This window comes from Arthrobacter sp. efr-133-R2A-120, assembly GCF_030209835.1.
Lineage (GTDB): Bacteria > Actinomycetota > Actinomycetes > Actinomycetales > Micrococcaceae > Arthrobacter.
Map to the genome: position 1 here is coordinate 61,666 of NZ_JARVRF010000007.1, position 20,772 is coordinate 82,437.

Annotated in this window: 23 protein-coding genes; 10 read left to right on the forward strand and 13 right to left on the reverse strand. The window is 62.9% G+C overall.

Going from position 1 to position 20,772, the window contains the following annotated elements:
- Positions 1 to 243 precede the first annotated feature (243 nt).
- Positions 244 to 876, forward strand: a complete 633-nt coding sequence (locus QRN52_RS04745; RefSeq protein ID WP_028264931.1) for an O-methyltransferase — start codon at positions 244 to 246, stop codon at positions 874 to 876.
- A gap of 75 nt (positions 877 to 951) precedes the next feature.
- On the opposite strand, the gene QRN52_RS04750 is transcribed toward QRN52_RS04745, so the two are convergent.
- The 4 genes from QRN52_RS04750 to QRN52_RS04765 form a co-directional block, all read right to left on the reverse strand.
- Entirely contained in the window at positions 952 to 1,119 is a 168-nt protein-coding gene (locus tag QRN52_RS04750) for a DUF3117 domain-containing protein (protein WP_009357720.1), read from the reverse strand.
- Positions 1,120 to 1,349: 230 nt separating this feature from the next.
- Positions 1,350 to 2,594 carry a putative hexosyltransferase gene (locus QRN52_RS04755; protein ID WP_284751708.1) on the reverse strand — a complete coding sequence of 415 codons (1,245 nt, stop codon included), beginning with the start codon at positions 2,592 to 2,594 and terminating at the stop codon, positions 1,350 to 1,352.
- A 35-nt stretch (positions 2,595 to 2,629) separates the two neighbouring features.
- Positions 2,630 to 2,965, reverse strand: coding sequence for a DivIVA domain-containing protein (locus QRN52_RS04760; protein ID WP_284751616.1), 336 nt, complete (start codon positions 2,963 to 2,965; stop codon positions 2,630 to 2,632).
- Between the two features lie 37 nt (positions 2,966 to 3,002).
- Entirely contained in the window at positions 3,003 to 3,803 is an 801-nt protein-coding gene (locus QRN52_RS04765; RefSeq protein WP_284751617.1) for an LOG family protein, read from the reverse strand.
- Between the two features lie 235 nt (positions 3,804 to 4,038).
- On the opposite strand from QRN52_RS04765, the gene QRN52_RS04770 reads away from it, so the two are divergent.
- The 4 genes from QRN52_RS04770 to QRN52_RS04785 all read left to right on the forward strand — a co-directional run bounded on the left by QRN52_RS04770 (position 4,039) and on the right by QRN52_RS04785 (position 7,305).
- Positions 4,039 to 4,794 carry an amino acid ABC transporter ATP-binding protein gene (locus QRN52_RS04770; RefSeq protein WP_284751618.1) on the forward strand — a complete coding sequence of 252 codons (756 nt, stop codon included), beginning with the start codon at positions 4,039 to 4,041 and terminating at the stop codon, positions 4,792 to 4,794.
- Between the two features lie 50 nt (positions 4,795 to 4,844).
- Entirely contained in the window at positions 4,845 to 5,744 is a 900-nt protein-coding gene (locus tag QRN52_RS04775; protein WP_284751619.1) for a glutamate ABC transporter substrate-binding protein, read from the forward strand.
- A gap of 62 nt (positions 5,745 to 5,806) precedes the next feature.
- Positions 5,807 to 6,454 carry an amino acid ABC transporter permease gene (locus QRN52_RS04780; RefSeq protein ID WP_284751620.1) on the forward strand — a complete coding sequence of 216 codons (648 nt, stop codon included), beginning with the start codon at positions 5,807 to 5,809 and terminating at the stop codon, positions 6,452 to 6,454.
- A complete protein-coding gene (locus QRN52_RS04785; protein WP_284751621.1) occupies positions 6,451 to 7,305 on the forward strand; it encodes an amino acid ABC transporter permease in 855 nt (284 codons plus the stop codon). The genes QRN52_RS04780 and QRN52_RS04785 overlap by 4 nt, the downstream gene beginning before the upstream one ends.
- A gap of 103 nt (positions 7,306 to 7,408) precedes the next feature.
- Here QRN52_RS04785 and dapE read toward each other — a convergent pair whose 3' ends face one another.
- A complete protein-coding gene (gene dapE, locus QRN52_RS04790) occupies positions 7,409 to 8,533 on the reverse strand; it encodes a succinyl-diaminopimelate desuccinylase (RefSeq protein ID WP_284751622.1) in 1,125 nt (374 codons plus the stop codon).
- Positions 8,534 to 8,619: 86 nt separating this feature from the next.
- Between dapE and dapD the strand changes: the two genes are divergently transcribed.
- A complete protein-coding gene (gene dapD, locus QRN52_RS04795) occupies positions 8,620 to 9,645 on the forward strand; it encodes a 2,3,4,5-tetrahydropyridine-2,6-dicarboxylate N-succinyltransferase (protein WP_284751623.1) in 1,026 nt (341 codons plus the stop codon).
- An 11-nt stretch (positions 9,646 to 9,656) separates the two neighbouring features.
- Entirely contained in the window at positions 9,657 to 10,499 is an 843-nt protein-coding gene (locus QRN52_RS04800) for a transglycosylase SLT domain-containing protein (RefSeq protein ID WP_284751624.1), read from the forward strand.
- A 43-nt stretch (positions 10,500 to 10,542) separates the two neighbouring features.
- Here the strand turns inward: QRN52_RS04800 and QRN52_RS04805 are convergent, their stop codons facing one another.
- The gene (locus QRN52_RS04805) at positions 10,543 to 11,154 is read right to left on the reverse strand and encodes a hypothetical protein (protein ID WP_284751625.1); all 612 of its coding nucleotides are present in this window, start codon (positions 11,152 to 11,154) and stop codon (positions 10,543 to 10,545) included.
- A gap of 63 nt (positions 11,155 to 11,217) precedes the next feature.
- Positions 11,218 to 11,844, reverse strand: a complete 627-nt coding sequence (locus tag QRN52_RS04810; protein WP_284751626.1) for a TetR/AcrR family transcriptional regulator — start codon at positions 11,842 to 11,844, stop codon at positions 11,218 to 11,220.
- A gap of 114 nt (positions 11,845 to 11,958) precedes the next feature.
- Here QRN52_RS04810 and galE point away from each other — a divergent pair, with 114 nt between their 5' ends.
- On the forward strand, positions 11,959 to 12,972 hold the full coding sequence (gene galE, locus QRN52_RS04815; RefSeq protein WP_284751627.1) for a UDP-glucose 4-epimerase GalE: 1,014 nt from the start codon (positions 11,959 to 11,961) through the stop codon (positions 12,970 to 12,972).
- A 72-nt stretch (positions 12,973 to 13,044) separates the two neighbouring features.
- On the opposite strand, the gene QRN52_RS04820 is transcribed toward galE, so the two are convergent.
- From QRN52_RS04820 to fdxA, 3 genes are all read right to left on the reverse strand, one after another.
- Positions 13,045 to 14,328, reverse strand: coding sequence for a citrate synthase (locus QRN52_RS04820; RefSeq protein ID WP_284751628.1), 1,284 nt, complete (start codon positions 14,326 to 14,328; stop codon positions 13,045 to 13,047).
- Between the two features lie 230 nt (positions 14,329 to 14,558).
- Entirely contained in the window at positions 14,559 to 15,707 is a 1,149-nt protein-coding gene (gene dapC, locus QRN52_RS04825) for a succinyldiaminopimelate transaminase (RefSeq protein ID WP_284751709.1), read from the reverse strand.
- Positions 15,708 to 15,722: 15 nt separating this feature from the next.
- The gene (gene fdxA / locus QRN52_RS04830) at positions 15,723 to 16,049 is read right to left on the reverse strand and encodes a ferredoxin (RefSeq protein WP_018776555.1); all 327 of its coding nucleotides are present in this window, start codon (positions 16,047 to 16,049) and stop codon (positions 15,723 to 15,725) included.
- A 136-nt stretch (positions 16,050 to 16,185) separates the two neighbouring features.
- On the opposite strand from fdxA, the gene QRN52_RS04835 reads away from it, so the two are divergent.
- On the forward strand, positions 16,186 to 16,428 hold the full coding sequence (locus QRN52_RS04835) for a putative acetyltransferase (protein ID WP_284751629.1): 243 nt from the start codon (positions 16,186 to 16,188) through the stop codon (positions 16,426 to 16,428).
- 24 nt (positions 16,429 to 16,452) lie between these two features.
- On the opposite strand, the gene QRN52_RS04840 is transcribed toward QRN52_RS04835, so the two are convergent.
- Entirely contained in the window at positions 16,453 to 17,790 is a 1,338-nt protein-coding gene (locus QRN52_RS04840; protein WP_284751630.1) for an MFS transporter, read from the reverse strand.
- A 24-nt stretch (positions 17,791 to 17,814) separates the two neighbouring features.
- Here QRN52_RS04840 and QRN52_RS04845 point away from each other — a divergent pair, with 24 nt between their 5' ends.
- Positions 17,815 to 18,321 (forward strand): helix-turn-helix domain-containing protein, encoded by a 507-nt coding sequence (locus QRN52_RS04845; RefSeq protein WP_284751631.1) that lies wholly within the window; start codon positions 17,815 to 17,817, stop codon positions 18,319 to 18,321.
- Here QRN52_RS04845 and QRN52_RS04850 read toward each other — a convergent pair whose 3' ends face one another.
- Complete coding sequence (locus QRN52_RS04850) at positions 18,322 to 18,702, reverse strand: hypothetical protein (protein ID WP_284751632.1); 381 nt, start codon at positions 18,700 to 18,702, stop codon at positions 18,322 to 18,324.
- Between the two features lie 43 nt (positions 18,703 to 18,745).
- Positions 18,746 to 20,674, reverse strand: coding sequence for a translational GTPase TypA (gene typA, locus QRN52_RS04855; protein ID WP_284751633.1), 1,929 nt, complete (start codon positions 20,672 to 20,674; stop codon positions 18,746 to 18,748).
- Positions 20,675 to 20,772: the final 98 nt, after the last annotated feature.

Below are 20,772 nucleotides of genomic sequence, written 5' to 3' on the forward strand. Positions count from 1 at the left end.
AACTGTTTGTCATCCTGCCGGTCACTCAGGAGTTCGTTGCCGGCCGTCACTTGGATGGCTGGATATACATCATCCCAGTGTTGCCTGAGATTTTGCTGATCGCAGTCACACTTTTCCCGCAGAGCGAACATCATGGGGAAGACACCTGGAAGACACAGAATTGCGCGCCACAGGCGTCCGGGCTGGGCGGCCCGTAGCCAGTAGTCTGTAAGCAATACCCCTCTGCCTGGAAAGCGAACCCCCATGAGTGCCGACAAGTCAACCAGCTGGTCCTATGCAGAAGATCTGCCTGCCGAGGACGACGTGTTGCTTCGCGCCCGTGAACGTTCCTTCGAGCTGGGCGTTACTCCCGTGAGCCCCGGCGTTGGCGCCGTCCTGACGGTGCTGGCCGCGGCGTCGAAGGCCCAGACGGTTGTAGAGGTCGGATCCGGGGCAGGTGTCTCCGGCGTCTGCCTGCTGCGGGGCCTCAGCCCGCAGGCTGTCCTGACCACTATCGACGTCGACGTCGAGCACCTCAAGGCCGCCCGCGAGGCCTTCCTGGAGTCCGGCAGTCCGGCGAACCGCACCCGGACCATCTCCGGCCGCGCGGCCGACGTCCTGCCGCGCCTCACCGACTCCGCGTACGACCTCGTGTTCATCGACGCCGACAAACCCAACTTTCCCGGCTACGTCGAGCAAGCCATCCGGTTGCTCAAGTCGGGCGGGACACTCGTCATCAATGACGCCCTGGACAAGGACAAGGTTTCCAATCCGGCTGCCAGGGACAGCACCACCGTCGTGTTGCGCCAGATCGGCAAGGCCATCCGCGACGACGAACGGCTCTCCTCGGCGATGCTTCCCACCGGCGACGGCTTGCTGGTAGCGGTCAAGAAGTAAGCGGCCACCATTCGCTTTCAGGCTTAAACATGAAAGCAGGGCGCCGGCTCTTCTGCCGGGCCCTGCCCAGTGAATCTATTCGGTAACGCCTACGAGGCATTCCTTGAGGTTCGCCGCCTCTGCTGCGTTGAGCTCGACCACCAGCCGTCCTCCGCCTTCGAGCGGCACACGCATGATCAGGCTGCGGCCCTCTTTGGTTACTTCCATAGGGCCGTCGCCAGTACGTGGTTTCATAGCCGCCATTAGGAAAATCCCCTCCAGTTGTCCCAAATCCCGCCAACCCGGCCGGGTTGGCTCCGCGTGGAATATACGGCGTCGACAGTCATGGCAGTTCAGTCGTCGTCGCCGGGCACCCGAGAGTGCCTTTGTCCTTGCTTGTGTCCATTATCTCGTAATTACCCGCCCGTAGCTAATTGATGGACTTTTCCCGGCGGGCCGTGATCGCGCTTGAACAGGCGAAACGACGCGGTGCCTCACGGAGGATAGTCGCCGCCGCCCGGCAACTGCGCCCACGCCCACAGCCAGACGATCCATACGATCTGGAGGAGGAAGAACATGACCACCACAGTGCCCCGGTAGGCCTTCGAACGGGACAACCAGGCCGCGCTGAGCGCCAAGGGGAACAATGGCAAGAGCATCCGGAACGTACTCGTCTGGGGGTGCAGGAAGACGAGAAGATACCCCATGTAGCACGTGCACCACAGCCTTAGTTCGGTGCCCAGGGCCCGGACAGGTTTGCTCAACATCAGCAGGGCAAAGAGAGCCAGGAAGACGAACGGCGCAAGGATGCCGAGTACCGGTCCGAAGAGCATTTGACCAGTCTCGAACCACGGCTTGAACGGAACGAGGTCGTCCCCGCGCCAGACAGTTTCGGTCTTGGTGTAGGCGAGCGGATCCCCCGTGACTGCCCAGGCAATGGCCGGCCAAGCGAAAGCCCCAGCCACGCTGACCACTACGAGCGCGGCCAGCGATCCAAGTTCCCGGAGCGTCGGAATGGACCGGGCTGCGGGCACGCCGGCTGGCACGTCGCCTGGCACTGATGGGCGGCGCCCGAACCTCTTCCACAAGTGGTGGAGCAGGAGCAGCCCTGCCATGGCTGCGAAGGGCACGCCGGTGGGCCGCGACAGGCACATGAGCAAGACCACGGGTATCGCCCCGAGGTACTTGCGACGCACGATCAGCAGGAGGGAAGCCGCCAGGAGCAGGGTATTGAGGGATTCAGCGTAGGGGACCTGCAGGATGGCCGAGACGGGGAACATCGAGAAGAAGGTCAGTGCCCACAGTGCCGTGGTTCGCCCGGCGTATTCGCGGAACAGTTTGTAGACCACCAGGGCCGCTCCGAGCCCGGCCACCATGGCGACGACCGTCAGCGCGGGCAGCGTCGCCAGTCCGGCGAGGGCGCCGAGGGCCCTGGCAAGGTAGGGAAACAGCGGATAGAACGCCCAGGAATTTTCCGCGACGCCGCCGTTCGCATTGACCGGCAAAACAGACGGATAACCGTTGTTTGCGGCTTCGGCGTACCAGCGCCCATCCCAGATGGTGATGAAGTTCCAGTAGTCGGGTGCGGGCGGGAACCACGGATTGACGCCTTGCTGCAATGCTGCAGCCATGAAGATACAAGCGCTGACAAGTCTCGAGGCGATGTAGACGAGGGCCACTTGGAGCCACCACGGCCAGCTCGCGGCATGGGCCCCGAGGCGGCGCAGTCTTCGGGCCAGGTACCCCTTTGGGGACCGCGCTTCGACTGACTGGGTCACTCTTTTGGTTCTTCCTGGTTCCCGGCTGCTTCAAGGGCCAGTTTCAGCCGTTCGATTTCCCTCTCCTGGGAGGTCAGCTGATCCCTCAGCTCATCGAGCACCTCGTCCACTTGGTCCATCCGGTAGCCCCGCAGGCCAAGGGCAAACCGCACCCGGTCGACGTCGGACGCCTTTGCTCCGGCCGGTAGCAGAACCGGAGGCAGGTTCGGGACAGGTTCATCCAACCCGGCGCCGGAGTCGCGGCTCGATTTGGCCATTCCGGCGCCGAGGAACAACACGGCACCGACGATGACAATCGCGAGAAAGACCAGAAAAAAGCTCACAACAACCATCGTGCCAGACTCAGCTGGGAGCTCAGCGCCGGCAACGCTACTCCGGGCGCTGGTCTCCGTTGGTCGAAGGTGGCCGCGGGATTCCGTGCAGGACCCGGTGCACGGCGTCCGCGGGATCGTCCACAAGCTGGATCAGGTCCAGGTCCTTTGCGGAGACCATGCCTTCGGCCACCAGGGTCCCCTTGATCCATTCGATCATCGGGCTCCAGAAGTCGACCCCCAGGAGGACGATGGGGAACGATGTCACCTTGCGGGTCTGCACCAGAACCATGGCTTCAAACAGTTCGTCCAGGGTCCCCAGGCCGCCCGGCAGGACGATGAACCCTTGGGCGTACTTGACGAACATGGTCTTGCGGGCGAAGAAGTACCTGAAGTTGATGCCAAGGTCCACCCACCGGTTGAGGCCTTGTTCAAAGGGCAGTTCGATTCCCAGCCCGACGGAAACGCCGTTGCCCTCAACAGCGCCCCGGTTGGCGGCTTCCATGGATCCCGGGCCACCGCCGGTAATGACGGCGACCCCGGCTTCCGCGAGGTGGCGGCCGACCTGCACGCCCATGTCGTAATAGCCGGTGCCCGGCTTGGTGCGGGCGGAACCAAAGACACTGACAGCGGGACCGAGCTCAGCAAGCGCGCCGAAGCCTTCAACGAATTCACTCTGGATCCGCAGGACCCGCCACGGGTCGGTGTGGATGAAGTGGTCGGCTCCCCTCGTGTCCAGGAGTCGCTGGTCCGACATCGGCATGGCAGCCTGTTTGCGCCGAAGCTCCAAGGGTCCTTTGTGCTTGGCTGGCGGCTCCGGGGCAACGGCCGGAGCTGACGCTGCGGATCCGTTGCTCATCGCCTTGCCATTGGCGTCTGGACTAGGAACTTGGGGCTGGCTGGTACTCATTGACCTAGGCTAGCGCGGATGGCGGCTGCTGCCGTTCCAGCGTGGCCCTGTAGTTTGCGGTGTTGTTTGTCCCGCGCACCATTCACTGTCAAATACCTGCAAGACAGGTATCTGTTGAATCACGATCTGCGGAAGTTATTGTGAGCTGGCTCATCTTGAATCAATTCTTCGCTAGATTCGTCCCATGACTATTCAAGCCGCCAGCGATGCCCTCGTCTCCCTGAATGGCGTCAACAAGCACTATGGTCAACTGCATGTCCTGAAGGACATCAACCTCCAGGTCAAAAAGGGTGAGGTTGTGGTTGTCATCGGGCCGTCGGGCTCGGGCAAGTCCACGCTGTGCCGGGCCATCAACCGCTTGGAGACCATCGACACGGGTGAGATCTCCATCGACGGCAAGAAGCTGCCCGAAGAAGGCAAGGAACTTGCCCTCCTCCGGGCCGACGTCGGGATGGTCTTCCAATCCTTCAACCTGTTCGCCCACAAGACGATTCTCGAAAACGTCACCCTGGGGCCGATCAAGGTCAAGAAACTGGACAAAGCAACCGCGGACAAGGACGCCATGGCGTTGTTGGAGCGGGTTGGCGTCGGGCAGCAGGCACCTAAGATGCCTGCGCAGCTGTCCGGCGGACAACAACAGCGCGTGGCAATTGCCCGGGCGCTGGCCATGAAGCCGAAGGTCATGCTGTTCGACGAGCCGACCTCGGCACTTGATCCGGAAATGATCAACGAGGTCCTGGATGTCATGGTCCAGTTGGCCAAGGAAGGCATGACCATGATCGTGGTCACCCACGAGATGGGCTTTGCGCGCAAAGCCGCCGACCGCGTTGTCTTCATGGCCGACGGCCAGATCGTGGAAGACGCCAAGCCAGAGGAATTCTTCACCAATCCCCAGAGCAACCGCGCCAAGGATTTCCTCTCCAAACTCCTGACTCACTAGCACTCACCGCACCCAGGCCGCGGGGGTGGCCGCACAATGAAAGGAATATCATGAAGGCTTTTATCACCCGGAGGAAAACCCTCCTGGTCGCTGCAAGCGCGGCGCTCGCCCTTTCGCTGAGCGCATGCGGTGGCGGCGGGGGTTCCACCACCGCGCCAAGCAGCGAGTCTGCACCGTTCACGGTGGCCCAGAACGTGTCCATCACGGGCAGCCCCACGTTCGACAAGATCAAGTCGAACGGAAAGGTCACGATCGGCGTCAAGCAGGACCAGCCCGGACTGGGATTCAAGGATGCCGCGACCGGCGAGTACAGCGGTTTTGATATTCAGGTTGCCCAGTGGATTGCGGCATCCCTCGGATTCTCCAAGGACAAGATCGAATTCAAGCCAATCCCTTCGGCCAACCGCGAGTCCGCCATTACCAACGGCGACATCGACTACTACGTGGGGACATACTCCATCACCGACAAGCGCAAGCAGCTGGTCGACTTTGCCGGACCCTACTTCGTGACTGGCCAGGGCTTGCTGGTCAAGAAGAGCAACACCTCAATCAATAGTGAGAAGGACCTGTCCGGGAAGAACGTCTGTTCAGCCACCGGCTCAACCCCCATCCAGAACATCAAGGCAAACTTCCCCGGCACCAAGACCACCGAGTTCGACACGTACTCGCAGTGCGTCGAGGCCCTCAAGAGCGGCCAGGTCGATGCCGTGACTACCGACCAGGCAATCCTGATCGGCTACGCCTCCCAGGACGCCGACAACCTCAAGGTGGTCGGCCAACCGTTCACCGTTGAGAAGTACGGCGTCGGCTTGAAGAAGGGCGACACCGCCTTCCGCAAGTTCGTCAACAAGATGTTCACCGATGGCGGCTCGGTGTGGCAGAAGATCTACGACTCCACGCTGGGACAGTCCGGCACCAAGGTCACCCAGCCCGCAGTGGACAACTACTAAACCCATGTTGAGGGGGCGGCCATTGGCCGCCCCCTCAAATATCGGCTGAAAGCGACCATTCTGTGAATACGCTGCTGAATAACTCGGACCTCTTCATTACGGGGTTCCGGAACACCCTCATACTTTTCTTTTTCGCCGGGATCTTCGCCCTGATCCTGGGCACCATCGTGGCAACGCTGCGTGTTTCCCCCATTCCTGCGATGCGCGCTGCAGCCACCTTGTACATCAACGTCGTGCGCAACACTCCGTTGACGTTGGTTCTGTTCTTTTTTGCCTTGGGCTACCCGAAGCTCGGCCTCGTTGAAATTGATTTCATGACCGCCGCAACCGTCGGCCTCAGCCTGTACACCGCGACTTATGTGGCGGAGGCCGTCCGCTCCGGTATCAATACAGTCCCTGTCGGCCAAGCCGAAGCTGCGCGCGCCATCGGCCTGCCGTTCACGCAAACCCTTACGCTGGTGATCCTCCCGCAGGCTTTCCGCGCCGTCATCCCGCCCATGTTCAGCGTGTTCATTGCACTGCTCAAGAACACCACCGTGGCGGCGGGCTTCTCAGTCGCAGAAGCAGGAGCCATCCGATCGAATCTTTCTGAGCGCGGTGAGCCCGCCATGGCCGGGCTGCTTTGGGTCGCACTCATCTTCGTTCTGCTCGTTTTCATTCTTTCCTTTGTCCAGCGGAAGCTTGAAAAGAAATGGAAGGTGGCCCGATGAGCTCGGTCCTTTTTGACGCTCCGGGGCCAAAGGCCCGCGCACGCTACCGGATTCTCGGCGTCGTGACCGCCCTGGTCATTATCGCCATCGTCGGATTCATCGTCCTTCGCTTCGCCCAAAGCGGGCAGTTCGACGCGAAGAAGTGGCAGTTGTTCACCTTCCCCCTGGTTCAGCAGACCATCATCCAATCGGTGGGTGCCACGCTTTCGGCTTTTGCCACGGCAGCCGTGCTCAGCCTGGTGCTGGGTGTCTTCCTGGCCTTCGGCAGGCTCTCCGACCGTAAGTGGATCAGCTTGCCTTGCTATGGATTCACGGAACTCTTCCGCGCCATTCCGCTGCTGATCCTCATGATGATCTTCTACTACGGGCTCCCTCCGCTCGGCGTTCAGGGGATCACGCCTTTCACGGCAGTCGTTGCGGGCCTGGTCCTCTACAACGGATCTGTGCTGGCTGAAGTCTTCCGGGCCGGCATCGAATCGCTCCCCCGCGGACAAAGCGAGGCCGGCTATGCCATCGGCTTGCCGAAGAGCGCGGTCATGACAAACATCCTGTTGCCACAGGCGGTCCGCTCGATGCTCCCGGTGATCATTTCCCAGCTCGTGGTCATCCTCAAGGACACCGCATTGGGATTCATCGTGACTTACAACGAGATCCTCTTCCAGGCCAAGTACTTCGGAAGCCAGGCCCAGTACGGTTCGCCGATCATTCCTTCCGCGATCATCGCGGGCGTTCTGTACGTCGGAATGTGCCTGATCCTGGCCGGAATCGCCAAGTGGCTTGAAGGCCGGATGCGCCGCAACGTCAAAGTGGTGAAGGTGACCAAGTCGGAGATTGTGGCAATCGAGGGCTAGGCACAAGAACGCCGTAAACGCAGGTGTGGCCCGTGGGCTTGGTTCCGGAACCAAGCCCACGGGCCACACCCACGATCTCAAGCAAAAAGTGAGGTCACTCCACCTAGTCAGCCAGCCACGACCGCAGTGCGCGGAGGCACTCACGGATGGCATCGGCGTCGACGTGTTCGTTGTCTTTGTGCGCCAGCAGCGGATCGCCCGGCCCGAAGTTGACCGCGGGAACGCCCAGCTCGCTGAAGCGCGCGACGTCGGTCCAACCGTATTTGGGTTTGGGCTCGGCACCGACGGCGGCAACGAAGGACGCGGCAGCCGGGTGGTTGAGGCCCGGCCGCGCTCCAGCGGCGGCGTCGGTGCGGACGACGTCGAAGCCCTCCAACAGTTCGCGGACATGGGCTTCGGCCTGATCCGGGGTCTTGTCCGGCGCGAAGCGGTAGTTGATCTCCACGACGCAACGGTCCGGGATCACGTTTCCGGCGGTCCCGCCGTTGATCTTCACGGCATTGAGGCTTTCCCGGTAGTCCAGCCCATCGACGTTGACGGTGCGCGGTTCGTAGGCTGCCAAGCGGCCCAGGATGGGTGCGGCAGCGTGAATGGCATTGCTGCCCATCCACGCCCGGGCAGAGTGCGCCGCTTCCCCGACGGTGGTGGCTTCGAAGCGGCTGGTGCCGTTGCAACCGCCTTCCACCGTACCGTCGGTGGGTTCGAGCAGGATCGCGAAGTCCCCCTCCAGGAGATGGCCGTGATTCCGCACCAAGCGGCCAAGGCCGCTCTTGACCGCTTCGACTTCCTCATGGTCGTAGAAGACGAAGGTCACGTCCTTACCCGGCTCGGCGCCGCCGTCGAACATGGTTGCGGCGAGCGCAAGCTGCACCGCGACTCCGCCCTTCATGTCGGTCGCTCCGCGTCCATACAGGTTTCCCGTCCCGGGAACGCCGGACTCCCACGTGGAAGGCACGGTGCCGAGCGAACCTTCCACGGTGGGCAACGGCACGGTATCGAGATGGCCGGCCAGAATCACGCGCTCCGGGCGTCCCAGCTCGGTCCGGGCCATGATGGCGTCACCGTCCCGCAGAAGCTGCAGGCCGGGGATCGTACGAAGTGCGGATTCAACGGCGTCTGCAAGCGCGGCTTCGTTGCCGGACACGCTGTTGATGTCCATCAGCGCGGCAGTCAGCAGCGCAACGTCTTGCCTGATGTCAAGAAGGATCGGGGTAGTTTCAACAGTCACCTCTCCACTGTATCCCGAGCGAATTGCGACCCCTTCGGTCCACACACGGTTTCAAAGGAAGCAGTGGCTCTCGATAGACTTGCGCCATGACTGAAACCGCTGCCTCTGCCGCTCTCGATAGCGCTTCTGCCAACGATCGCTCCGCCTATGGCTTTGGCCTGGCCACCATCGCCACGTCCGACGCCGGCGAAGCGACAGTGCTGGACGTATGGTTTCCGGCGCCGGCACTGGGCGAAGTTGCCGCATCCCTCCGGGCCGTGGAGCACGCCGACGAGTCGCTGACCACACTTGCGGCTGAAAGCCACGACGCAGACCGCAGGACCGAGCAGAAGGTGGTCTTTGCCCAGATCAACCTGGACGAGGCCCCCGCGGACACCGTTGACGCCTACCTGCGCCTGCACTTGCTTTCGCACCGGCTGGTCAAGCCCAACAGCATCAACCTGGACGGCATCTTCGGCAAGCTCCCCAACGTCGTGTGGACGAACTTCGGCCCCGCCGCAGTGGACGGCTTCGAATTGACCCGTGCCCGCTTGCGCAAGCGCGGGCCGGTCACCGTCTACGGAGTGGACAAGTTCCCACGCATGGTGGACTACGTCGTCCCCACGGGCGTCAGGATCGCCGACGCCGACCGCGTCCGCTTGGGCGCCTACCTTTCCGAAGGCACCACGGTCATGCACGAAGGCTTCGTGAACTTCAACGCCGGCACGCTCGGCACGTCCATGGTGGAAGGCCGGATCTCGGCGGGCGTTGTTGCCGGTGACGGTACCGACGTCGGTGGCGGCGCTTCCATCATGGGAACCCTCTCCGGTGGCGGCAAGGAAAAGATTGCCTTGGGTGAACGCGTGCTCCTGGGCGCCAACTCCGGCGTGGGCATCAGCATCGGCGACGACTCCGTGGTCGAAGCAGGCCTTTATGTCACGGCTGGAACCCGCGTGCGCATCCCTGGCCCGAAGGACGCCAACGGCGAGGACACCAGCAGCATCATCAAGGCTGTTGAGCTCTCCGGCGTGCCGAACCTGCTGTTCCGCCGCAACTCCACCACTGGTGAAGTCGAGGTCCTTCCCCGCAAGGGCCAGACGGTGGAACTCAACGAAGCCCTCCACGCCAACTAGCTGTTATCTGGATGCGCCGTCTCCGACGCACCATTATCTTGTTGCTGGCGCTTGCCTTGGTGGCTGGTGCCATCTACGCCGTGGTGACTGTACTGCAGCGCTCCGACACCTTGGTTACGGAGCGCTGCGTCGCCGTCGTCGGCTCGGATTCATACGAGTTGGCGACGGACCAGGCTGCGAATGCCGCCCTCATCACCGCCATTGCGGTGCAGCGGGGGCTGCCTCCGCGCGCGGCCACAATTGCTGTGGCCACCGCGATGCAGGAATCCAAGCTTCGCAACATCGGCCACGGTGACGAGGTGGGCCCCGATTCGAGGGGACTATTCCAGCAGCGCCCGTCCCAGGGGTGGGGCACCGAGGCCGAAGTCATGGATCCCGTCTACGCGACCAACGCCTTCTATGACCACTTGGTCAAAGTGCCCGGCTACGAAACCATGGCGATCACTGATGCGGCGCAAGCGGTCCAGCATTCCGCCTACCCCCAGGCTTACGCGCAGCAGGAACCCATGGGCCGGGCCTACGCGTCGGCGCTGACGGGACATTCCGAGAGGGCCCTCGACTGCACGCTCCGTGCCGCGGACGCTGCCGGTGATCCGAACGCCGTTGTGGCGGCCATGACGACGGCGTTCGGCTCCCTGCCAGCCGTTGCCCAGGGCCGCACGGTCCAGTTGAACATTACCGGTGCGCAGGCGTGGGCTGTGGCCCAGTGGGCAGTAGCGAATGCCAAGGACCTTTCGGTGACGCAGGTTGACGTGGCCGGCGCCACCTGGAACCGCCAGGACCACAAGGGCTGGCAGGATCCAGCGGCAGCATCGGGAGCCGTGACCATCACGGTTTCGGCTCCGAAGACATGATTTCTGGCTGAAGCCACAGGTTGCGGGCGTCAGGCTGCGGGCTTCAGACGAGTAGCTCAACCACTGGCTGGACGTAGCTGCGGAAGATGTCCGGCTCGGACAAGAGCCGGTGACTCATGATCATCTTGTCCGGCTCAAGGTACCAGGCCCTTGGCTCGCTGAGGGGAAGTTCGATGATTGTCAACTGGAAGTCCCGGGAACTCCGTCCGACTTCCAGAAGGCGGTCCTCCACCATGTCCCCCAGAAGCAAGGTGGCGCCGCTCGCTTCGCGTTCGGCTTCCAGTTTTTCGTAATCTTCAAGGCGTTCACGGGCCCACGTGAGGGCGGCCCCGAAGTGTGCCTGCAGTACTCGGCGCAGGGCAGGCGAATTGCCGAAGGCGTTGAATCCCGGAGGTGAAAGTTCCGGCGCCGCATCCGGATACGCCCTCAACAACTGCTCCCACCAGGCCTCCCACTCTGTCTTGAGGGCCGGCACCCCGCCTACCTCGGCGGTGAGGTGCGTGTGGTCCGCGTGTCTGACTTTGGGTGTGGCGTGGGACAACGTCGGCGTTCCGGCTCCGTCCAATCCAGCAACGTCTCTCAGATACAAGGCAATGAGCATCGGTCCGGAGGTGTCCATTGTGATCCGCCACCCCTGACCGCCTGTGTCATGCATCCGATTGCCTCCCTTGGCAGGTGCCCGCTCAGGGTTCCAGTCTATTCCCGATGAGCCTTGACGTTAACGGTTCGACGGGACCGCAACCAGAGTCTCCAGATGCGCGGTCAGAACGTCGCGGCAGACCTCGGCTGTCATCCACTCAGGCTGCAGCAAGGCATGCATGCACAGTCCGTCGAGGGTCGCCAGGAGGCGCTCGGCCTCGGTCACCAGATGCTCCTGGATGGATCCGCCGTCGGGCATCAGCCGCATCACCAAACGGCCGACGACGGCGGCCACGGCACGGTGGCTGCGTGCGGCTTCCGGTTCAAGCACCGGCCGGATCCGGGCCGCGTGCCGGAATGCCATCCACACGCAGGCATCGACTGCCAGTTGCTCGTCGAGCGGAAGGAATTGACCCAGCAGGGTTAACACGGCGGCGTCGTGTTCCGCAGAGGCTTTGTCTAGTGATTCGACGACGGCGTACGCTTCCTCAAGCCGCCCGGCGATCCTGTCGATGACCACGGCAAAGGAATGGACCAGCAGTTCATCGCTGCTGACAAAATAGTGACGGACCGAGCCGACGGCAAGCCCGGCCTCGTCGGCGACCTCCCGCAAGGAGGCACGCTCGAGGCCATCCGAGGCAATGATCCTGAAGACGGCTTCGACTACTTCCTGGCGCCGGGCTTCGGCATCAACAATCTTGGGCACAAAACTTTTTAGCACAAACGTGCTTGAACCGTGCCGTCGGCGCACGGGAACCGCGCGACTGTGGCGTACGCAACACTGAGCGGGCACGGACCAAGTTCGGCTAGCGTTGGTCACATGAGAATTCTTGTCACGGGTGGCACCGGCTATATCGGATCGCACACCGTCCTGTCCTTGTTGGAAACCGGGCACGAAGTGGTCGTGGTGGACAACCTCGTGAATTCAAGCGAAGAATCCCTGCGCCGCGTCGGTGAACTGGCGGGAAGGACCGCGGCGTTCCATCAGGTGGATCTGGTGGATGAGCCCGCGGTTGAGGCCGTGTTCGACCGGCATCAGATCGACGCCGTCATCCACTTCGCCGGGCTCAAGGCGGTGGGCGAATCCGTGCAGGAACCCCTGAACTACTACTACAACAACATCGTGGGCACGCTGAACCTGCTGCGGGCCATGGACAAGCACGGGGTCCGTTCGATCGTTTTCAGTTCCTCGGCAACGGTGTACGGCGAGCACAACCCGATCCCCTACGTCGAGAAGATGGAGATCGGGGCGAACAACCCCTACGGCCGCACCAAGGAACAGATCGAGGACATTCTCACGGACCTCGGCGCCGCGGACGAGCGCTGGCACATCGCCTTGTTGCGGTACTTCAACCCGGTGGGCGCACATCCGTCCGGCAGGATCGGCGAGGACCCGCAGGGCATCCCGAACAACCTGGTCCCGTACATCGCCCAGGTTGCCGTGGGACGCCGCGAAAAGCTCATGGTCTTCGGTGGAGACTACGACACCCCGGACGGCACCTGCCTGCGGGACTACATCCACGTGGTCGACCTCGCCGATGGCCACGTCGCCGCGCTGGACTACGTTGCGGAACGCCCCGGCGTGCACCGCTGGAACCTCGGCTCCGGGAAGGGCACGTCCGTACTGGAGATGCTCCACGCCTTCGAGCAAGCCGTGGGCCACCCGCTGCCGTACGAGATCACGGGACGCCGCGCCGGAGACCTGCCCGCATTCTGGGCCGACGCCTCCTCCGCCCTGGCGGATCTCAGCTGGTCCACGACCAAGACCGTGGACCAAATGTGCGAAGACCACTGGCGCTGGCAGAAGAACAACCCCCTCGGCTACAGCTCTTAAAAGCAAACGCGGGGTCGCTTACGGCCCATGATGTCCCTCGGGACGGGCTGTAAGTGACCCCGCGTTGGCTGGTTACATCGCCGGGTAGTCGCGCTCCGGCTCTCCTGTGTAGAGCTGCCGCGGACGGCCGATCTTCGTCTGGGGGTCGTTGATCATTTCGCGCCACTGGGCGATCCAGCCGGGGAGCCGGCCGATCGCGAACAGCACCGTGAACATCTTCTCGGGGAAGCCCATGGCCTTGTAGATCAGGCCGGTGTAGAAGTCGACGTTCGGGTAGAGCTTGCGCTGGATGAAGTAGTCATCAGCCAGGGCCTTCTCTTCGAGGCGCATCGCGATGTCCAGGAGCTCGTCGTTGCCGCCGAGCTTGCCCAGGATCTCGTGTGCCGTCGCCTTGATGATCTTCGCGCGGGGGTCGTAGTTCTTGTAGACGCGGTGGCCGAAGCCCATGAGGCGGACGCCGTCCTCCTTGTTCTTGACCTTCTCCATGTAGTCCTCCGGCTTGATGCCGTCGGCCTGGATCTGGCGCAGCATCTTCAGCACGGCTTCGTTGGCGCCACCGTGGGCGGGACCGAAGAGGGCGTTGATGCCGGCGGAAACGGAAGCGAACAGGTTCGCGTTCGAGGAGCCCACGAGTCGGACGGTCGACGTCGAGCAGTTCTGCTCGTGGTCGGCGTGCAGAATGAGCAGGAGGTCCAGTGCCTTGACGACGACGGGGTCCAGCTCGTACTGCTCCGCCGGCAGGCCGAAGCTCAGGCGCAGGAAGTTCTCCACGAGGTTCATGGAGTTGTCCGGGTACAGCATGGGCTGGCCGATGGACTTCTTGTGCGCGTAGGCCGCGATGACCGGCAGCTTCGCCATGAGACGGATGGTGGAAACTTCCACGTGCTCAGGGTTGAACGGGTCCAAGGAGTCCTGGTAGAACGTGGACAGCGCGGAGACAGCCGAGGAAAGCACCGGCATCGGGTGCGCGTCACGCGGGAAACCGCCGAAGAAGCCCTTGAGCTCTTCGTGGAGCAGCGTGTGGTGGCGGATCCGCTGGTCAAACGCGTCCAGCTCGGTGGGCGTGGGTAGGTTGCCGTAGATCAGCAGGTAGGAAACTTCCAGGAAGCTTGAGTGCTGGGCAAGCTGCTCGATCGGGTAGCCACGGTACCGCAGGATACCGGCGTCGCCATCGATGTAGGTGATTGCCGACGTCGTGGCGGCGGTGTTCATGAAGCCGGGGTCATAGGCGACGGCGCCCGTCTGCTTCAGCAGCTTGGAAACGTCGTATCCTTCGTTCCCTTCTACAACCTTGATCCGCGGGAGTTCGAGTTCTCCGCCGGCATGGCGCAGGGTAGCGCTGGTGGTCTCAGTCATGGAGTCCCCTTCATGAGGCTCTTGGCCTCGGTCGAAAGCTTGATCCAACCAACATCTGGTGACTCCAGCCGGGCGCCTGCAGGTGCAGGCGCCATCAACCGGACTGCCTTCGTGGAGAAAGCCACCATTGATAGTCAGTTAAAAGCTACCGCCAGTAAGCGGGACAAACTAATTCACAAGCTACGGTTACTCGCGGAATGACGCGCCCTGTGCGGCAAGTCACAGCATTGTTACCGAGCGGTGTCCAAGCGTTCCACGGCCGCATCGATGCGTTCGTCCGTGCCCGTGAGCGCCACCCGGATGAAACCATTGCCCGCGTCTCCGTAGAACACTCCGGGCCCGACGACGATCCCCAAGTCAGCGAATCGCTGGACTGTGTCCCACGTCGCCTCCCCTGCGGTGGACCACAAGTACAGGCCCGCTTTGGACTCGTGGATGTCCAGGCCGAAGTTCTGCAGGGCTGGCAAAAGCCGTTCACGGCGGCCGCGGTAGAGATCCTTTTGGACGAGCACGTGGTTGGCATCGCCCAGCGCGATGCGCATGGCTTCCTGGACGGGGTAGGGCACAATCATGCCTGCGTGCTTGCGGCTGTTGACCAGATTCGCCACGATTGAGGAGTCGCCTGCCACGAAGGCGGCACGGTAGCCGGCGAGGTTCGACTGCTTGCTGAGCGAGTAGACGCACAACAGACCGTCCGTGGACCCTCCGGTGACGCGCGGATCAAGGACACTCGGCACTGCTTCGCCGCCGCGCTGGGCATCCCATTCGCCCCAGCCGAGTTCGGCATAGCATTCATCCGATGCCACGACTGCGCCGATCTCGCGGGCCTGGGCCACGATCTGCCGGAGGGATTCGACGTCACGGACGCTGCCCGTGGGGTTGCCCGGAGAATTGATCCAAATCAGCCGGACCCTTGCGCGGGTGGCTGGGTCAAGTTCGTCCAGGCTGTCCGCGGCGACCGCAGTGGCCCCGGCGAGCATAGCGCCGATGTCGTAGGTCGGGTAAGCCACAGTGGGGCGGACCACGACGTCGCCTGCGCTGAGTCCCAGCAGGAACGGGAGCCAGGCCACCAGTTCCTTCGAGCCGACCGTGGGCAGGACGTCCCTCGGATCGATCCCCGGGACCCCGCGACGGCTGGCAAACCAAGTGGACACAGCCTCGCGAAGAGCTTCCGTTCCGTGGACCGTTGGGTAACCATGGGCGTCAGCTGCCCCGGCGAGCGCCTCGCGGACCAGCTGCGGCGTAGGATCCACAGGAGTTCCGATGGAGAGATTGACTACTCCGCCCGGGTGTTCTGAAGCCTTGGCCACGTACGGCGCCATAGCTTCCCAAGGGTAGTCGGGCAGGTTGAGGCCGAAAGCGGGGGCCGCAGAAATCAAAGGAAGCAACCGTTCTTAGTGGTCTTGGTTCTGCGGAGGGAGCGCGGCGATGAAGGGGTGGTCCTTGCCCGTGTTGCCGATCTTGGCAGCTCCGCCCGGGGAACCAAGGTCATCGAAGAACTCGACGTTGGCCTTGTAGTAGTCGGCCCATTCCTCCGGGGTGTCATCCTCGTAGTAAATCGCTTCCACCGGGCACACGGGTTCACAAGCTCCGCAGTCCACGCATTCGTCCGGGTGGATATAGAGGGAACGCTCGCCTTCGTAGATGCAGTCAACAGGGCATTCTTCAATACACGCCTTGTCCTTGACGTCCACACACGGCTGCGCGATTACGTAGGTCACGTCCCTTGCCTCTCCACAGTTGTCCCGGCCAATGTCCGGGTAGTACCACCGGCCCTGTGGCCGGTACATCGAATTCTGTAGCCTATTATCCCCCAGCCGGAACTTACCAAACTACTGGGCGTCATAGTATGAACTGGTGACGTTGCCCCACCCCCAGGATTTCCTGCTCAATACCGTATCCGGAACGCGGGTAGTTGTCCGATACCGGCTGGACAACGGCTTCACCGATGCCCTCGGCTACCTACTCTCCGTCACCGACGGTGCGTGCATCATCCGTACCCGGCAGTCCGACGTCGAGATCCCGCTGGGCCTTGTCGTGGCGGCAAAAGAGGTCCCCCCTCCGCCGCCACGCCGAGGTACGCGCACAACCCGCGAGTAATCCCGGCCTCCTGTCCCCAGAGGGTCAGGCGCCATGCACCTCGTCCGGCAGCCTGCGCATTCCCCACAGCGGAGAGAACAGCACGGGTGCAACAAAGACAATGCTTCCGCCCAAGCCGATCCAGAGTGTCGGGACGAGGCCGATGTTCTCGGCCAGGAGACCCGAGGCTAGGGCTGCGATCGGCATGACTCCCCACACCACAAAGCGAATGGACGCATTCATGCGCCCGAGAAGCCGGGGCGGACACACGCGCTGCCTCATGCTCAACTGCATGATGTTGTACACCAGGACTCCGAAAGCAAACCCGAACTCGGAGACGATGAGCATCACGAGGGACATCCATCGTTCGGGGGCAAGCACGCACAACGGAACCAGGAGGAGGAAAAGCGAGCTGATCATCGACGCCACGGGAATGACGGTCCCCTCGCCGACCCGGTCAGCGAGCTTGGGCGCGGAAACAGCTCCGATCAGTCCGCCCACAGCGCCCACTGCCATGATGAGGCCCATGCCCTCGGGACCGAGTTCCAGTTCACGAAGCACCAGCACGGGCATCAAAGTGAAGGCGATCGTGGTGAAGAAGTTGACCCCGCCCGTGCAGGCCACAATCCTGCTGATCAACGGATGCCTGACCACGAAGACCAGGCCTTCCTTGATTTCGCTTGCCAGTGGATGCCGATCCTTCGCGGGCACGGGACGTTCCGCATCGCCCGTCCTGAGCAGGAAAACGGCCGACATCAGATACCCGATCGCCTCGCCGACGAACAGCACCGGGGCGGACACAATAGTCAGCAACCCACCGCCCGCGGCCGGACCCCCGATCCGCGCGATCTGGGAGGTGGCTTCCAGCTTGGAGTTTGCCTGCGGAACTTTCGCGGCATCCACGAGTACCGGCACATAGCTCTGGTAAGAAACGTCGAAGAAGACCGTTGCGGCCCCGACGACGGCGGCTACGGCGTACAAGTGCCAGATCTGCAGGACGCCGCCCCACCAGAGGATCGGTACGGTGGCCATCGCCGCGGTCCGGACCAGGTCCGCCACAATCATGGCGCGACGCTTGAGCCAGCGGTCCACCCAGGCTCCCGCCGGCAAGCCGATCAGCAGGAAGGCGGCAAGGCTGGCGGCATTGAGTGCGCCAACCTCGAACTCGCTGGCTCCGAGCAAAGTCACCGCGAGGACGGGAAAAGCCAATTGCCCAAGTTGCGCCCCGAGCTGGCTGACGGCCTGGCCAGACCAAAAGGTAATGAAGTTCCGGTCCCGCCAAAGCGAGGCCGCTTGCTGCGCTGTGTCAGTTTGCTGAGCATTGTCCGTGGTCCCGGCATTCACCCGCCCAGTTTCCTGCAGTGATTGGTATATGTCAATCACTCATGGGTGGCTACACTGGCCACCATGACGGAACACGAGCGGGAGGACAGTGACCTGGTGGCCAAGGGTCGCGCCTTGAGTTCGCCCCTGCGCCTGAGGATTCTCCGGCTCTGCCTGCACCACGCGCGCACCAACAAAGAGATCGCCGGGCTGTTGGACATCAATCCGGCGTCGAGCTTGCACCATGTCAGGACCTTGGTGCGCACCGGTTTTCTCGAGCCGCAGGAAGGCCGGAAGGGAAAGAGGGGCGCCAAGGAGGTGCCGTACATCGCCACCCGCACCTCGTGGAGCACTCCCGTCGACGATATTGCCCCGGTCCTGATCGAAACATTCGTCCAGGAAACCCGCGGACTCGCGCCCGAGGACGTTGATGTCTGGCGGCTTGGAGTGAAGTTCAACGCCGCACGGCAGCAGGAAATGATGGGCAAGCTGCGGGAGGTCGTCGAGGAATACATGCGCCTTCCGCCAGACGACGACGGCGAGGCCACCTCGCTCTTGATCGCCCACCACCGGGACCCAAGCGCCGACTAGCTAGCCGCGCGGCGGACGCCTGTAGCGCCGGCACCACAAGAGCATCACGAGCGTCACGGCCGCGCTCCCGTAGACCCATACATTGCCCGGCGCATCTGCGACGATCAGCGCCTTGTTGGTTCCGGCTGAAGAAAGCGCACCGACAGCTGCGTAACAAACAATGCCCGCTACCGCCGTCGGGAGCAAGGACCGCGACCACGCACCCAGCAGGAGCTGGAGCGATGCGAGCAGGAGCAATGCCGCCGCGGCACCCCAGTAGACGTCGACGCCGTCAATGGGGAGCACTTGCCGGTGAAGTGCGGTGCCTGCAAGGGCAGCAAAAAGAGCCACCGGAACTGCCGCGGCAATGCCGCGTGCTGTTCCGGTGGCTCCCCTATTCAATGCGTCAGTCCGTTCGGTGCGTCAATGCGCAGTCAGCGCAGGATCAGACCTTGGCGCGTGCGCGGGTAGCCTTGGCACGCTCGTTGGCGTCCAGGATCACCTTGCGGATGCGGATGGACTCCGGGGTGACCTCAACGCACTCGTCTTCGCGGGCGAATTCGAGGGACTCTTCGAGGGTCAGGTCGCGCGGCGGCGTCAGGTTCTCGAAGGTATCGGAGGAAGCGGCACGCATGTTGGTGAGCTTCTTTTCCTTGGTGATGTTGACGTCCATGTCGTCGGCGCGCGAGTTCTCGCCGACGATCATGCCCTCGTAGACCTCGGACGTAGGCTTCACGAAGAAGGAACCGCGTTCCTGCAGGTTGATCATCGCGAAGGGGGTGACGACGCCGGCGCGGTCGGCAACCATCGAACCGTTGGTGCGGTATTCGATGGGGCCGGCCCACGGCTCGTAGCCTTCGGAGATCGAGGAAGCGATGCCGGCGCCACGGGTGTCCGTGAGGAACTTGGTGCGGAAGCCGATGAGGCCACGTGCCGGAACGATGAATTCCATGCGGCACCAGCCCGTACCGTGGTTGGCCATGTTGGTCATGCGGCCCTTGCGGGCGGCCATGAGCTGAGTGACCGCACCGAGGTACTCTTCAGGCACGTCGATGGTCATGTGTTCCATCGGCTCGTGGATCTTGCCGTCGATGGTCCGGGTGACAACCTGCGGCTTGCCGACAGTCAGTTCGAAGCCTTCGCGTCGCATCTGCTCCACGAGGATGGCCAGGGCAAGCTCGCCACGGCCTTGGACTTCCCAAGCATCGGGACGCTCGGTGGGCAGAACCTTGATGGAGACGTTACCGATCAGTTCCTTGTCCAGGCGATCCTTCACCTGGCGGGCCGTGACTTTGGCACCCTTGACCTTGCCGGCCAGCGGAGAGGTGTTGATACCGATGGTCATGGAGATCGCGGGGTCATCCACCGTGATGAGGGGCAGCGGCTGCGGGTTCTCCGCGTCGGTCAGGGTCTCACCAATGGTGATTTCCTCGATACCTGCAACAGCCACGATCTCGCCCGGGCCGGCGGACTCTGCCGGTACGCGGTCAAGGGCCTTGGTGGCCAGGAGCTCGGTGATCTTGACGTTCTTCAGTTCGCCGTTGGCACGCGCCCAAGCGACGGTCTGGCCCTTGCGGAGGGTGCCGTTGTAGATGCGCAGGAGTGCGAGGCGGCCGAGGAACGGGGAAGCGTCGAGGTTGGTGACGTGCGCCTGCAGGACACCGTTCGGGTTGTAGGTCGGCGCCGGGATGTGCTCGATGATCGTCTTGAAGAGAGGTTCGAGGTCTTCGTTATCCGGTGCCGAGCCATCAGCGGGCTGGTCCAGGGAGGCGCGGCCAACCTTGGCTGCGGCGTAGACCACGGGCACTTCCAGGATCTTGTCCAGGTCCAGGTCCGGGACTTCGTCCGCGAGGTCGGAGGCCAGGCCAAGGAGCAGGTCCATGGACTCGTGGACAACCTCTTCGATGCGGGCGTCGGGGCGGTCGGTCTTGTTGACCAGCAGGATGACGGGCAGGTGCGCGGCAAGGGCCTTGCGGAGCACGAAGCGGGTCTGCGGCAGCGGACCTTCGGAAGCGTCAACCAGGAGGACCACGCCGTCAACCATGGACAGGCCGCGCTCCACCTCGCCACCGAAGTCGGCGTGGCCGGGGGTGTCGATCACGTTGATGGTGATGGTCTCGCCATTGGACGACGGGCCGTTGTAGGCAACCGTGGTGTTCTTGGCGAGGATGGTGATGCCTTTTTCGCGCTCCAGGTCACCGGAGTCCATGACGCGGTCTTCCAGGTGGTTGTGCTCGGCGAAGGAGTTGGTCTGCTTGAGCATGGCGTCGACCAGGGTGGTCTTGCCGTGGTCAACGTGGGCCACAATCGCGACGTTGCGCAGATCACTGCGCGATGCAGTGGCCGCGGCGGTGTTGGTGGTGGTTTCAGACATGCGTAATGGCTCGATTCAGTGGTGAAGTCAGCTGTTGTATCGCGACATTTCCAACCGGAACGCACGACGGATTAGACCCTTTGACACAGGGCACCTTC

Excerpts from the sequence above, each read along its gene's own strand:
- QRN52_RS04765 (WP_284751617.1), bottom strand. The coding sequence starts at position 3,803 with ATGAGCAACGGATCCGCAGCGTCAGCTCCGGCCGTTGCCCCGGAGCCG.
- QRN52_RS04805 (WP_284751625.1), bottom strand. The coding sequence starts at position 11,154 with ATGCATGACACAGGCGGTCAGGGGTGGCGGATCACAATGGACACCTCC.
- QRN52_RS04745 (WP_028264931.1), top strand. The coding sequence starts at position 244 with ATGAGTGCCGACAAGTCAACCAGCTGGTCCTATGCAGAAGATCTGCCT.
- QRN52_RS04800 (WP_284751624.1), top strand. The coding sequence starts at position 9,657 with ATGCGCCGTCTCCGACGCACCATTATCTTGTTGCTGGCGCTTGCCTTG.
- QRN52_RS04750 (WP_009357720.1), bottom strand. The coding sequence starts at position 1,119 with ATGGCGGCTATGAAACCACGTACTGGCGACGGCCCTATGGAAGTAACC.
- galE (WP_284751627.1), top strand. The coding sequence starts at position 11,959 with ATGAGAATTCTTGTCACGGGTGGCACCGGCTATATCGGATCGCACACC.
- QRN52_RS04785 (WP_284751621.1), top strand. The coding sequence starts at position 6,451 with ATGAGCTCGGTCCTTTTTGACGCTCCGGGGCCAAAGGCCCGCGCACGC.
- typA (WP_284751633.1), bottom strand. The coding sequence starts at position 20,674 with ATGTCTGAAACCACCACCAACACCGCCGCGGCCACTGCATCGCGCAGT.
- QRN52_RS04845 (WP_284751631.1), top strand. The coding sequence starts at position 17,815 with ATGACGGAACACGAGCGGGAGGACAGTGACCTGGTGGCCAAGGGTCGC.
- QRN52_RS04775 (WP_284751619.1), top strand. The coding sequence starts at position 4,845 with ATGAAGGCTTTTATCACCCGGAGGAAAACCCTCCTGGTCGCTGCAAGC.
- QRN52_RS04820 (WP_284751628.1), bottom strand. The coding sequence starts at position 14,328 with ATGACTGAGACCACCAGCGCTACCCTGCGCCATGCCGGCGGAGAACTC.
- dapD (WP_284751623.1), top strand. The coding sequence starts at position 8,620 with ATGACTGAAACCGCTGCCTCTGCCGCTCTCGATAGCGCTTCTGCCAAC.
- QRN52_RS04760 (WP_284751616.1), bottom strand. The coding sequence starts at position 2,965 with ATGGTTGTTGTGAGCTTTTTTCTGGTCTTTCTCGCGATTGTCATCGTC.
- QRN52_RS04770 (WP_284751618.1), top strand. The coding sequence starts at position 4,039 with ATGACTATTCAAGCCGCCAGCGATGCCCTCGTCTCCCTGAATGGCGTC.